The 11,509-nt window shown below is 60.9% G+C and carries 16 protein-coding genes; 8 read left to right on the top strand and 8 right to left on the bottom strand.

Annotated elements, in window-relative coordinates:
• Window positions 1–229: 229 nt before the first annotated feature.
• From rnhA to Q0908_RS19190, 8 genes are all read right to left on the bottom strand, one after another.
• Complete coding sequence (gene rnhA / locus Q0908_RS19155; protein WP_299288497.1) at window positions 230–685, bottom strand: ribonuclease HI; 456 nt, start codon at window positions 683–685, stop codon at window positions 230–232.
• Window positions 678–1,274: a class I SAM-dependent methyltransferase gene (locus Q0908_RS19160; protein WP_299288500.1), complete on the bottom strand. Its 597-nt coding sequence runs from the start codon at window positions 1,272–1,274 to the stop codon at window positions 678–680. The genes rnhA and Q0908_RS19160 overlap by 8 nt, the downstream gene beginning before the upstream one ends.
• Window positions 1,271–1,723, bottom strand: a complete 453-nt coding sequence (locus Q0908_RS19165; RefSeq protein ID WP_299288503.1) for a DUF3429 domain-containing protein — start codon at window positions 1,721–1,723, stop codon at window positions 1,271–1,273. The genes Q0908_RS19160 and Q0908_RS19165 overlap by 4 nt, the downstream gene beginning before the upstream one ends.
• Window positions 1,720–2,172 (bottom strand): YdeI/OmpD-associated family protein, encoded by a 453-nt coding sequence (locus Q0908_RS19170; protein ID WP_299288505.1) that lies wholly within the window; start codon window positions 2,170–2,172, stop codon window positions 1,720–1,722. Before Q0908_RS19170 ends, Q0908_RS19165 begins: the two co-directional genes overlap by 4 nt.
• Window positions 2,169–2,783, bottom strand: coding sequence for a LysE family translocator (locus tag Q0908_RS19175; protein WP_299288508.1), 615 nt, complete (start codon window positions 2,781–2,783; stop codon window positions 2,169–2,171). Before Q0908_RS19175 ends, Q0908_RS19170 begins: the two co-directional genes overlap by 4 nt.
• Window positions 2,784–2,920: 137 nt before the next feature.
• Complete coding sequence (ispH, locus tag Q0908_RS19180; RefSeq protein ID WP_299288511.1) at window positions 2,921–3,871, bottom strand: 4-hydroxy-3-methylbut-2-enyl diphosphate reductase; 951 nt, start codon at window positions 3,869–3,871, stop codon at window positions 2,921–2,923.
• Window positions 3,872–3,941: 70 nt separating this feature from the next.
• Window positions 3,942–4,679, bottom strand: a complete 738-nt coding sequence (locus Q0908_RS19185; RefSeq protein WP_299288514.1) for a LuxR family transcriptional regulator — start codon at window positions 4,677–4,679, stop codon at window positions 3,942–3,944.
• A 151-nt stretch (window positions 4,680–4,830) separates the two neighbouring features.
• Window positions 4,831–5,403, bottom strand: coding sequence for an NYN domain-containing protein (locus Q0908_RS19190; protein ID WP_299288517.1), 573 nt, complete (start codon window positions 5,401–5,403; stop codon window positions 4,831–4,833).
• A gap of 99 nt (window positions 5,404–5,502) precedes the next feature.
• Here Q0908_RS19190 and folK point away from each other — a divergent pair, with 99 nt between their 5' ends.
• The 8 genes from folK (at window position 5,503) to acpS (ending at window position 11,479) form a co-directional block, all read left to right on the top strand.
• Window positions 5,503–6,114 carry a 2-amino-4-hydroxy-6-hydroxymethyldihydropteridine diphosphokinase gene (gene folK, locus Q0908_RS19195; RefSeq protein WP_299288520.1) on the top strand — a complete coding sequence of 204 codons (612 nt, stop codon included), beginning with the start codon at window positions 5,503–5,505 and terminating at the stop codon, window positions 6,112–6,114.
• A gap of 73 nt (window positions 6,115–6,187) precedes the next feature.
• A complete protein-coding gene (gene rpoZ / locus Q0908_RS19200) occupies window positions 6,188–6,541 on the top strand; it encodes a DNA-directed RNA polymerase subunit omega (RefSeq protein WP_299288523.1) in 354 nt (117 codons plus the stop codon).
• A 22-nt stretch (window positions 6,542–6,563) separates the two neighbouring features.
• Entirely contained in the window at window positions 6,564–8,705 is a 2,142-nt protein-coding gene (locus Q0908_RS19205) for a bifunctional (p)ppGpp synthetase/guanosine-3',5'-bis(diphosphate) 3'-pyrophosphohydrolase (RefSeq protein WP_299288525.1), read from the top strand.
• 21 nt (window positions 8,706–8,726) lie between these two features.
• On the top strand, window positions 8,727–9,398 hold the full coding sequence (locus tag Q0908_RS19210; RefSeq protein WP_299288526.1) for a DUF2062 domain-containing protein: 672 nt from the start codon (window positions 8,727–8,729) through the stop codon (window positions 9,396–9,398).
• A 126-nt stretch (window positions 9,399–9,524) separates the two neighbouring features.
• Window positions 9,525–10,286 carry a pyridoxine 5'-phosphate synthase gene (locus Q0908_RS19215; RefSeq protein WP_299288529.1) on the top strand — a complete coding sequence of 254 codons (762 nt, stop codon included), beginning with the start codon at window positions 9,525–9,527 and terminating at the stop codon, window positions 10,284–10,286.
• Entirely contained in the window at window positions 10,283–10,726 is a 444-nt protein-coding gene (locus Q0908_RS19220) for a hypothetical protein (protein WP_299288532.1), read from the top strand. The genes Q0908_RS19215 and Q0908_RS19220 overlap by 4 nt, the downstream gene beginning before the upstream one ends.
• A gap of 25 nt (window positions 10,727–10,751) precedes the next feature.
• Window positions 10,752–11,066 carry a Dabb family protein gene (locus Q0908_RS19225; protein WP_299288535.1) on the top strand — a complete coding sequence of 105 codons (315 nt, stop codon included), beginning with the start codon at window positions 10,752–10,754 and terminating at the stop codon, window positions 11,064–11,066.
• A complete protein-coding gene (gene acpS / locus Q0908_RS19230; RefSeq protein ID WP_299288539.1) occupies window positions 11,063–11,479 on the top strand; it encodes a holo-ACP synthase in 417 nt (138 codons plus the stop codon). Before Q0908_RS19225 ends, acpS begins: the two co-directional genes overlap by 4 nt.
• Window positions 11,480–11,509: the final 30 nt, after the last annotated feature.

Raw genomic sequence — 11,509 nt, forward strand, 5'->3', positions numbered from 1 at the left:
GGTGGCCGTTCGTCTTGGGATAGAGATAGCGGAAAAGGTCTGTAACAGTAAGGGACCAATCGGTCACAAACGCCTGAACAAGTCGGAGATACTAGGGTCTGTGGGGGGCTTTGAGTCAAAAAAGCGTTTTTAAAACAGATCGCTAAGATCGACCGGACATGTAACAAACAAATTTGTGGAGTATGACTAGGGCCTGCAAAAACAGCGCAGAAACTGTTTTGACCCTACGTCACTTGGGCTTGAAGGGGGCCATTCCTGCACGGGCCAGCTCATCTGCCCGCTCGTTTTCGGCATGTCCGGCGTGTCCTTTGACCCATTTCCACGTCACATCGTGCCGCGCTTGCGCAGAATCGAGTCGTTGCCACAGCTCAACATTGGCCACCGGCTTCTTCGCCGCATTCTTCCAGCCATTGCGTTTCCAGCCGTGAATCCAGCTGGTGATCCCGTTTTTCACGTAGTTGCTATCGGTCACCACGGTGATGGTCGATGGTTTGTCGAGCGCCTCAAGCGCCGAGATCGCGGCCATCAATTCCATCTTGTTGTTGGTGGTCAGCGCCTCGCCACCTTTCAAAGCACGTTCCTTGATCACCGTAGTCCCGTCCATCGCGCGCAACAACGCGCCCCAGCCCCCCGGGCCGGGATTTCCCGAGCAAGCCCCGTCGGTATAGGCAAACAACTCAGCCATCTGTACGAGCCTGGAACACGATGAATGGTGCAATTTCCCCGGACAGCCCGGCCTCTTCCCCGGTTTGGCTGTATTCGACCGTCAACCCGGTCGCGGTGCACAGGTCCATCAGATCGGCCTCGGTCATATAAGAATAGAGCCGCCCAATGCTGTCGCGCGCCTCGCCTGTGCCCAGTTTGGTGCCGAAGTGGAACAGCCCGCCCGGCTTTAACGCCCGTGCGATGTCTGCAAACTGGGCAGGCCAGTCGGCAAGCGGTGTATGCAGCATCGAAAAGTTGCACCAGATCCCGTCATAGGCGTCCACTTCGACCAGATCGGCATAGACCGCTTGGCGAGCGATGACGCCTGGATGCTCGGCCGCCATGGCGACCATTTCTGGCACCGGATCCCAGGCATGCGCCTCGATCCCTGCCTGAGCCATCGCTCCGGCGGCAAATCCTGGGCCGCAGCCCAGATCCAGTGCGCGCCCCTTGGCAGGCAGCCCGTCGATAAAACGCAACAGGCTCGGGCTCACCTTCTCTCCGGTCACCAGTTTGGCGTATTCCGCCGCTTTGGCCGCATAGACGGACAGGGTTTCTGCATCGCTCATAAGATCACCGTTATACCAAGGCAGGCCACAACGATGGCCGTCAACAAAACACGCAGGCGCATCCACCACGCAGGCGTCAGCCCCCATTGCGCGAATGCAAAATCAAGCATCAAGAGGCCCGCAAAGCCAAAAATCAGGTCGGTCGCCGCACTTGTCGGCCCGCCGCCCGTCATGAAAAACGCCCAGAGCGCGGGGATCACCGAAAGAGTGTAACCTGTCGCCGCCTGCGCGCCGGTAGCTTTCGTGGCAAAGCCCCAAAGGACACCAGACATGAAGGACAGGATAACCGACCCATAGAACAGCTGCACATATGGCCCGATAAAGCTGGGGCCCAAGACCTCTGCACCAAGCGCCGCGAGATCGCTGCTGAGCACGGTGGCCGCCCCCCAGACAAAGGGCGTGAGGCCAGCAAGGCCAAGAAGCAAGGGGGCGCGGGGAATTCTGGTCATAGCTCGGCGATCAGGGTTGCGATGCGTTTGGTGCGGGTTTCAGCCCTTTTGGCAGTGTTGACAAGGTGCAACTTGCCGCGCTGCTGTCCGGGGCTGAGCGCGGCCCATTCCGCAACGCGCCCGGCACCGCGCACAGCGGCCATCACATCATCGGGCACCTCGACCAGATCGGGATCGACAGGGCGAAGCCGCGCCTCAAACGGTATGCCGACCTCAAGCCCGCTGTCGTGCAAAAACGCCTTGCCAGTGTAGACGAAGGTGCCGTCAAGCACGGGTGCTTTTGTCAGTGCAAGGTTGACCGGAAAGTCGCCGAACTCGCCCTCGATCCGCCGTGTTCCGGCGGGCAAGGCATCCAAGATGTCGTCCGGCAGGCGCATGATCGTGCAGGTATTCTTGCCCCATTCGAGCGGCGTTATGACCCCGTCGAAATAGACCCAACCGTCACTCATGCCCGTTCCAGCGCCAATCGTCCGGCCAGCGCCGCAAAGATGGCGGCAAAGCTGCGCGACAGCCATGCCATGACCCGCTCTGATCCCAGGATCCATTGGCGCGCAGCGGCGGCGAATACGCCGTAAAGGACGAAGACCCCAAAGGTCATGCCCATGAACACCGCACCCATCATCGCCATCTCGACCGTGGCGGTGGCCGGATTGCCTGACAGGAAGGGGGGTAAAAGGGCCAAGAAGAAGATCGACAGTTTCGGGTTCAGGATGTTGATCAACGCGCCCCTGCGCGCGATGCGACACCCCGCCTCGGCAGAGCGTGTGGAGGAGATCGCCAGCGCCCCGTCACTGCGCAGACTGCCCCACGCGAGATAGAGCAGATAGGCAACGCCGGCGAACTTCACGACGTTGAACAGCAAGGCCGAGGTGTGCAGGATTGCCGCGAGCCCCAAGGCTGCTGCGGCCAGATGCGGCACGATCCCGAAGGTGCACCCGAGTGCGGCCCAAAGTGCGGCGCGACGTCCCTGACCCAGACCCAATGCAAGCGTGTAGATCACCCCGGTGCCCGGCGCGACCACCACGACAAATGCCGTCAGCAGGAATTGGAAAGAGAGCATGGCGACCTCCGAGGGCAGTGGATGTGCTCGCACGATAGGCAGAGTGCGCGCGGGCGTAAACCTAGGCGCACGACACGTGCGCCTTACTGCACCACGGCGGAATGGTCTGTGTAAGGCGCATGTGTCATGCGCCCGGCTCAGGCCGGTTCGCGCAAAACCCGTGGCACTTTGAATTCCACGTTCTCGACGGCCGTTTCCACCACCTCGACCGTCACGTCATAGCGGGCGCGAAAGGCGTCTATGACCTCGTTGATCAGCACCTCCGGGGCCGATGCGCCTGCCGTGATGCCCATGGACGTGATCCCCTCAAGGCTGCGCCAGTCGATATCATCCGCGCGCTGCACCAGTTGTGCATAGGAGCAGCCTGCGCGCGCGCCCACTTCGACCAGTCGCTTGGAGTTGGAGGAGTTCGGTGCCCCCACGACCAGCATCGCGTCGCATTTCGGGGCCATCGCCTTGACCGCCTCTTGCCGGTTGGTCGTGGCGTAACAGATGTCTTCCTTGTGCGGGCCGACGATGGCGGGAAAGCGGGCCTGCAGGGCGGCCACAATATCCGCGGTGTCATCGACCGACAGGGTGGTTTGGGTAACGAAGGCCAGGCGGTCGGGGTCGCGGACGCTCACCTGTGCCACATCTTCGACCGTTTCGACCAGCAACACATCGCCATCAGGCAGCTGCCCCATGGTGCCGACCGTTTCAGGATGGCCCTCGTGCCCGATCATGATCATCTGCAAGCCGTTATCCGCATGGCGTTGTGCCTCGATATGCACCTTGCTGACCAGCGGACAGGTCGCATCCACATAGATCATCTCGCGCGCCTGGGCCGCCTGGGGCACCGATTTTGGCACGCCGTGGGCGGAAAAGATCACAGGGCGGTCATCGGGACAGTCCGACAACTCTTCGACAAAGACGGCCCCCTTTTCGCGCAACCCGTCGACCACAAACTTGTTGTGGACGATTTCGTGGCGGACATAGACAGGAGCTCCCCACTTATCGAGCGCCATTTCCACGATCTTGATTGCCCGATCCACCCCTGCGCAAAACCCGCGCGGGGCAGCCAGATACAGAGTGAGAAGTGGCTTGGTCATGGGCGCTCCGAGATGTTTTGTTAAGACCTAAGGCTTTGGGCGGGTGTGGTAAAGTCTGGCCCGGCGCGGATCAGGTGCCCTGCACCGCGCCATAGATCAGGCGGGCTGCTTCGGCGCGATTGCGCACACCCAGTTTGCGATATGCACTTTTGGCGTATTCGGCAATTGTATGTTGGCTGATCCCGCATGTGCGCGCCGCCTCTTTGCGGCTCAGGCCACGGGCCAGCAGATAGATGACCTCGGTTTCACGCGGGCTGAGTGTATCAAGGCGCGGCGGCAGATTGGGGGCGATCATCGCGGGTTCCGGCCCCGTGACGCGGCCTGACAACTCTTCGATGCGGCGATGGACCAGCAGACAGAACAGGCGAAACTGTTCGGCGCGGGGCCACATGCTGTCCATGAACGCCGCGCGATCCAGCGTCGTACCAAGGTTGAAACCGCCATAGCGCGCACCACCCCTCAATCGTGTCGGGATCCCGAAACCGCTGAGAAAGCCGTGGGCGCGGGCCTTGCTGATGAACGCCTTGTCTTGGGCATCAAGATAGGAGTGATCGGGCAGAAACTCCGCACCGGTCGGGGTTATGTCGTAACTGTTGCAGCAATGGGCCAGAAACGGATCGTCGTCGGGGTGCGCATCGCTGTAGAGTTCGGGGCAGGTGGACAGGACGCGCGTATCATGTGCCGGTGTTCCGGTCGCCGAGATGTAGATGACGTGGTGGATACCGTGCTTGCGCAAACCGGCGACAACGCCTGCCCACAGCGCATCAATCGTTTCGGCCTGTTCGAGTCTCGCAGCATCTTGATACATGTGATCCCCCCTGTTTGGGGGGATGTTTGCACATCGTGCGGCGTAATAGAACACCTTGGTGGGCAACAACTTTTCGCCCACGCCAAAGATTTTAGCATGAAACTATAGAGACATCGGGCAGCGGTGAGTGAGTGCCGCTGCCCGTATCACGCTATCCCTGAGCTTCGATTCGTTCTTGGCGCTCGATCATTGCTTCGCGGGGCGGGCGACCGATCACGTCCTTCAACTCATCAAGTTCGATGAAATTATCGGCCTGGCGGCGCAGATCGTCCGAGATCATCGGGGGCTGGCTGCGGATGGTGGACACCACCGACACGCGCACGCCCTGGCGTTGCAGGCTTTCGATCAGCGGGCGGAAATCACCGTCCCCGGAAAACAGCACGATATGGTCGACACGTGGCGCAAGTTCCATCGCATCCACGGCCAATTCGATGTCCATGTTGCCCTTCACCTTCCGCCGACCCATCGAGTCGGTGTATTCCTTGGCCGGTTTGGTCACCATGGTGAAGCCATTATAGTTCAGCCAATCCACGAGTGGGCGGATCGGTGAATACTCATCATTTTCCAGCAGTGCGGTGTAGTAGAATGCGCGCAGCAACTTGCCGCGGCGCATGAATTCCTGTCGAAGTAGCTTATAGTCAATGTCGAATCCAAGCGCTTTGGCGGCGGCATAAAGGTTCGACCCGTCGATGAACAGCGCAAGCCGTTCGTCCTTGTAAAACATAATATGTCCTTCCGAAAATACGGGTACCGCCTGTGATTTCCGTGAGTGAGTGCGTAAAAGCGCGAAAAGACGGTCTGTGGAAAATAGGTGATTTTGAATATGTCGCAAGACGCAGATAGGGGTGAAACTGGCGGAAACCTGCCTCAAAACCGGTCATTATTGCTGGTTGCCCTTGGGTCAAACATGCCATCTGACGCAGGGTCACCCGCGCAGGTGCTTCAAAAAGCTGTCGCGGAAATCGTTCAGGCTGGTGCCGTGATTCGCGCTGAAAGCCGTTATTATGTGACCCCAGCCGTTCCTGCGGGCAGTGGTCCGGACTTCGTGAATGCCGCCCTTGCATTGGAGACGCATTGGTCTGCGATGGAGGCGATCACGGTGCTTCACGGGATTGAGGCGAAATTAGGCCGACGCCGCACAAAAAGATGGGCAGAGCGCATCATCGACCTCGATCTCCTGGCTGTCGACGCAGCGATTCGCCCCAATGTGGCCACCGTACGCCAATGGATGGCCCTGCCCTTGGAAGAGCAACAGGAAAAGGCACCCGGTCAGTTGATCCTGCCCCATCCCCGGATGCACGAACGCGCTTTTGTGCTGGAACCGCTTGCAGACGTGGCTCCTGACTGGGTCCATCCCATCCTGCGCAAGTCCGTGATCGAGATGCGCGATGCCTTGTCAGCTGAGGCCCGCGCGCCCATTGTTCCACTGGATTAGCGGCTTGTCATTCCGCCCAATCGCGCATAACTAGTGTGCTTCTAACTTCCATTTGCTGATCTGGAGCATTCCCATGGCCCGCGTGACCGTTGAAGACTGTGTTGATAAGGTTCAAAACCGTTTCGAACTGGTGATGCTGGCCGCACACCGCGCCCGCGAGATTTCCGCCGGTGCGCCCTTGACCGTGGACCGCGACAACGACAAGAACCCCGTCGTGTCCTTGCGCGAGATCGCGGATGAGACGCAGAGCGCGGATGAGCTGCGCGAGCGCCTGATCGAAAGCAACCAAAGCCAGATCGAAGTCGACGAGGCCGAAGAGGACGCCATGGCGCTTCTCATGGGGGCCGAGCAGGACAAGCCCGAAGAAGACAGCATGTCCGAAGAAATGCTGCTGCGTCAGCTGATGGCCGCCCAAGGGCAGGGCTGACCCCAACTCAGGTGCGGACCGCATGATATCTGCCGATGATCTTGTCGCGCTGGTCCGCAACTACAACCCCAAAACAAACGAAAAGCTGATCCGCGCCGCCTATGACTTTGGCGCGCAGATGCATGACGGCCAGTTCCGTCATTCCGGCGAGCCGTACTTCACCCACCCCGTCGCCGTTGCCGCCATCCTGACCGAACAGCAGCTTGACGATGCCACCATCATCACTGCCCTGCTGCACGACACGATCGAGGACACCAAGGCGAGCTATGCGATGGTGTCCGAGCAGTTTGGTGAGGACGTGGCCAAGCTGGTCGATGGGGTCACCAAGCTGACCAACCTCCAGCTGTCCAATATCGAGACCAAGCAGGCCGAGAACTTCCGCAAGCTGTTCATGGCCATGTCCAAGGATCTGCGCGTCATCCTCGTCAAGCTGTCGGACCGGCTGCACAACATGCGCACCATCAAGTCGATGCGCCCCGACAAGCAGGTCCAGAAGGCGCGCGAGACGATGGACATCTTTGCTCCGCTCGCGGGCCGCATGGGGATGCAGTGGATGCGCGAAGAGTTGGAAGACCTCGCCTTCAAAGTGCTCAACCCCGAAGGCCGTTCATCCATCATCCGCCGCTTCATCACCATGCAGCGTGAAACCGGCGACGTGATCCAGCGCATCACGGGCGACATGCGTCACGAGTTGGAAAAGGCTGGGATCGAGGCAGAGGTGTTCGGTCGCGCCAAGAAACCCTATTCGATCTGGCGCAAGATGCAGGAAAAGGACCAGTCCTTTTCCCGGCTGTCCGACATCTACGGCTTTCGCATCATCACGAGCGCTGAAGAGGACGTGTATCGCACCCTTGGCGCGATCCATCAGCGTTGGCGCGCCGTGCCGGGTCGCTTCAAGGATTATATCAGCCAACCCAAATCGAACGGGTACCGATCGATCCATACCACCGTGTCGGGGCGTGACGGCAAGCGTGTCGAGGTGCAGATCAGGACCCGCCAGATGCATGATGTGGCCGAAACCGGGGTTGCGGCGCACTGGTCATATCGGGATGGCGTGCGCTCCCAAAACCCCTTCGCGGTGGATCCAGCCAAATGGATCGCCCAACTGACCGAACAGTTCGACGGAGAGGACGATCACGAGGATTTCCTCGAAGCGGTCAAGCTCGAGATGTATTCGGACCAGGTGTTCTGTTTCACCCCCAAGGGCGAGGTGGTGAAACTGCCGCGAGGGGCCACGCCGATCGATTTCGCCTATGCGATCCACACCCGGATCGGGAACGCCTGCGTGGGGGCCAAGGTGGATGGGATGCGCGTGCCGCTGTGGACGCGGGTCAAGAATGGCCAATCGGTCGAGATCATCACCGCCGAGGGGCAGACCCCGCAAGCGACATGGCTGGAAATCGCGACAACGGGCAAGGCCAAGACGGCGATCCGCCGGTCGCTGCGCGAAGCGGACCGCGAGCGGTTTATCACCCTGGGGCGCGAACTGGCGCGTTCGGCCTTTGCGCATGTGCGCAAGAAGGCGACCGACAAGGCGCTCGAGGCGGCGGCCAAACAGTTGCGGCTCGGTAGCGCGGACGAGGTGCTGGCCCGGCTCGGATCGGCCGAGTTGACCGGGCGCGATGTGGTGCAATCCATCTACCCCGACCTCACGCCCAAGCCCGGCAAAGAGGTTGATGCCAAGCGCGCGGTGATCGGTCTGTTGCCCGGCCAGTCCTTTCAACGGGCGACTTGTTGCGAACCGCTGCCGGGTGAGCGGATCGTGGGCATAACCTTTCGCGGCGAAGGTGTGGTGGTACACGCCATCGACTGCGCCCGACTGGCGGAATACGAAAACCAGCTTGATCGCTGGATCGATCTGCACTGGCATGACGGATCGCACCCGGCGGTCTACGGCAGTACACTGGATCTCACGATTGGCAACGACGCAGGGGTCCTTGGGCGTATTTGCACATTGATCGGGGAAAGTAAGGCCAATATCTCAAATCTGGAATTTATGGATCGCAAGCCTGACTTTTACAGGTTGCTGATCTATGTGGAATTGCGGGACGCCTTGCATCTGCACACGCTGATGGGGGCGCTTCAGGCAGAAAGCGACGTAGCGGCCATTGAACGTTACCACCGAGTGTTGCCGCCCGTAGGCCCGGCAACGGTGGCGGACTAGGCGCAACACGAAGGGCAGACAGTGGTTTTCAAACGCCGCGACACCAGACCGTTTTTGCGCGCCGCGTTCGAGCTGTTGTGGCCGCGTGGTGGCTGGGCGCGTGCGTTTCAATACGTCAAACACCGCGTGCGCCGCTTGCCCGACCAGCCAGAGCGCATTGCGCGCGGCATCTGGGCGGGGGTGTTTACCACCTTTACCCCATTCTACGGCATCCATTTCTTTATTGCGGCAGGGCTGGCAACGGCCATGCGCGGCAACATCCTCGCCTCGCTCATGGCGACCTTCTTCGGCAACCCGCTGACGTACGTGCCCATTGGCGTCATCTCGTTGCAGACCGGCCACTGGTTGCTGGGCGCCGAAATGAAGGAAGAAACCGAACGTTCGTTTGGTGGCAAGTTCGTCGATGCGGGCGGCGATCTGTGGCACAACCTCAAAGGTGTCGCGATGGGCGAGCCGCGTGATTGGACGGGCCTGTCGATCTTTTATGACGAGATTTTCTTTCCCTACATGGTTGGCGGCATCGTCCCCGGCGTAGTCTCGGCCACGATTGCCTATTATGTGTCTGTGCCGTTGATCCGGGCCTATCAAAAGCGGCGCAAGGGCGCGATCAAGGCCAAGTTCGAGGCCCTCAAGGCCAAGGCAGCGGCCAAAGCGGCGGCGAAGGCGGCAGATGCCAAACCCAAGCCGGACTGATACGGGCGCACCACAGGTACGCCTTACGCCGGCCCGCCTTGGTACAATTTTGCCCTTTTGTTCGCATTTCCAGCGCCGCGTTGGCGCAGTACGATGCCCCTCACTGTTGAAAGAGGACGAACCCAAATGACTGGACTGCGCGACCGTCTGCGCCTTGGCGTGAACATTGACCACGTGGCCACCGTGCGCAATGCCCGTGGCGGCGACACGCCCGACCCGCTGCGCGCGGCGCGCATTGCCGAAGCTGCCGGGGCCGATGGCATCACTGCCCACCTGCGCGAAGACCGCCGTCACATCTCGGATGCCGACATCGAAGGGCTGATGGACATCCTGAGCGTACCGCTCAATTTCGAGATGGCCGCGACAGATGAAATGCAGGCCATCGCCCTGCGCCACAAACCGCACGCCGTCTGCATCGTCCCCGAAAAGCGCGAAGAGCGCACCACCGAAGGTGGCCTTGAGGTCGCCCGCGAGGAAAACAGGCTGGCTCATTTCATTGCGCCCTTGCGCGATGCCGGCTGCCGGGTGTCGATCTTTATCGCCGCTGACAAAAGGCAGATCGAAGCCGCCCATCGCATCGGGGCGCAAGTGATCGAGCTGCATTCCGGGGCCTATTGCGACGCCCATCACGAGGGCCGGATCGAGGATCGTGACCGTGAGTTGGCCGCCCTGCGCGAGATGAGCACCTTTGCCCATGACCTTGGCCTTGAGGTGCATGTCGGCCACGGCCTGACCTACGAAACCGTTGCCCCCGTCGCGGCCTTTCCCGAGGCGCGTGAATTGAATATCGGCCACTTCCTGATTGGCGAGGCGATCTTCTTGGGCCTCGATCCGGCCATTCGCGAAATGCGCAGGCTGATGGACGCCGCCCGCGAGGCCGCACAATGATCGCCCGCGCGCTTGTCCTGATTGCCGCTTTGCTGGCCGCACCGGTTTCGGCGCAGCAGGCGGGGTGGCCTGACCTTGATAAGCTGCTCTTTGGCACGATGACGGCCTCCGGTCGGGCCGAAGCCTCATACTGGATGCCCAATGCCGAGGACCCGGCCAGCGCCAATCGCGCCGTAGGTATCGTGTACGAGGCGATTTCCGGCTCTGCCGGCAACACAACGATTGCTGTCGGTCTTTATGTGCGCACGACCCAAGGCTGGCAGTTTGCGGGGCGCGTCGAGAACCTGTTTGGCCATTCCCCCCGGGATCATGTCTTCACGCCCACCCATGTGGAATTGACAACGGATATGCCTGGCCCGACCGATCCGCGCTGCTGCCCAACACAGGCCACGCGCTGGCGCATTGATCTGAACACCCGCGCCGTGGCGCGTTTGAACTAGCCCTCGCAAGGAAAGGACCCCTCCCATGATCCGCCATTGTGTGATGTTGCGCCTGCCCGAGGATGTCGACGTGGTTGCGCTTGATAAAATCATGCTGTCGCTCGGCGATCTGGTTGACCAGCTTGACGGGTGCAGCGGCTTTCGTGCCGGGCCTAACCGCGACTATGAGGGCAAATCGCCTGGCTACAGCTACGGCTTCACGTTGGACGCCAAGAACCCCAAAGCGCTGGCCGCCTATGCGGTCCATCCCGAGCATCAGGCCCTTGGTGCCCAATTGGTGGCGCTGTGTGAGGGGGGCGCGGACGGCATCAGGGTCTATGACATCGAGGTCCCCGCGTGATTCTTGGCATCGGCACCGATCTGGCCAATATCGAGCGCATCCAAGGCACCCTAGATCGGTTCGGTGACCGGTTTCGCGACCGGGTGTTTACCGATGTGGAACAGGCCAAGGCCGAACGGCGCAAAGACGTGGCCGGCACCTATGCCAAACGGTGGGCCGCGAAAGAGGCGTGTTCAAAGGCGCTTGGCACCGGTCTGCGCATGGGCATCAGTTGGAAGGACATGGCGGTATCGAACCTGCGCACGGGCCAACCGGTCATGGCCGTGACTGGGTGGGCCGCGGAACGGCTGGCCGAGATGACACCGGCGGGGCACGAGGCGATCATTCACGTCACGCTGACGGACGATCATCCATGGGCACAGGCTTTTGTGGTGATCGAAGCGCGCCCCACATCCACGACCCAGACCCCATAACCGATCACGAAACTGCGGGCGGTGGCCCAA

Source organism: uncultured Tateyamaria sp. (assembly GCF_947494755.1).
Classification (GTDB): Bacteria; Pseudomonadota; Alphaproteobacteria; order Rhodobacterales; family Rhodobacteraceae; genus Tateyamaria.

Bases quoted from the DNA above. Each gene is read 5' to 3' on its own strand.
- rnhA (WP_299288497.1), bottom strand. From the start codon at position 685: ATGGCTGAGTTGTTTGCCTATACCGACGGGGCTTGCTCGGGAAATCCC.
- Q0908_RS19160 (WP_299288500.1), bottom strand. From the start codon at position 1,274: ATGAGCGATGCAGAAACCCTGTCCGTCTATGCGGCCAAAGCGGCGGAA.
- Q0908_RS19165 (WP_299288503.1), bottom strand. From the start codon at position 1,723: ATGACCAGAATTCCCCGCGCCCCCTTGCTTCTTGGCCTTGCTGGCCTC.
- Q0908_RS19170 (WP_299288505.1), bottom strand. From the start codon at position 2,172: ATGAGTGACGGTTGGGTCTATTTCGACGGGGTCATAACGCCGCTCGAA.
- Q0908_RS19175 (WP_299288508.1), bottom strand. From the start codon at position 2,783: ATGCTCTCTTTCCAATTCCTGCTGACGGCATTTGTCGTGGTGGTCGCG.
- ispH (WP_299288511.1), bottom strand. From the start codon at position 3,871: ATGACCAAGCCACTTCTCACTCTGTATCTGGCTGCCCCGCGCGGGTTT.
- Q0908_RS19185 (WP_299288514.1), bottom strand. From the start codon at position 4,679: ATGTATCAAGATGCTGCGAGACTCGAACAGGCCGAAACGATTGATGCG.
- Q0908_RS19190 (WP_299288517.1), bottom strand. From the start codon at position 5,403: ATGTTTTACAAGGACGAACGGCTTGCGCTGTTCATCGACGGGTCGAAC.
- folK (WP_299288520.1), top strand. From the start codon at position 5,503: ATGTCGCAAGACGCAGATAGGGGTGAAACTGGCGGAAACCTGCCTCAA.
- rpoZ (WP_299288523.1), top strand. From the start codon at position 6,188: ATGGCCCGCGTGACCGTTGAAGACTGTGTTGATAAGGTTCAAAACCGT.
- Q0908_RS19205 (WP_299288525.1), top strand. From the start codon at position 6,564: ATGATATCTGCCGATGATCTTGTCGCGCTGGTCCGCAACTACAACCCC.
- Q0908_RS19215 (WP_299288529.1), top strand. From the start codon at position 9,525: ATGACTGGACTGCGCGACCGTCTGCGCCTTGGCGTGAACATTGACCAC.
- Q0908_RS19220 (WP_299288532.1), top strand. From the start codon at position 10,283: ATGATCGCCCGCGCGCTTGTCCTGATTGCCGCTTTGCTGGCCGCACCG.
- Q0908_RS19225 (WP_299288535.1), top strand. From the start codon at position 10,752: ATGATCCGCCATTGTGTGATGTTGCGCCTGCCCGAGGATGTCGACGTG.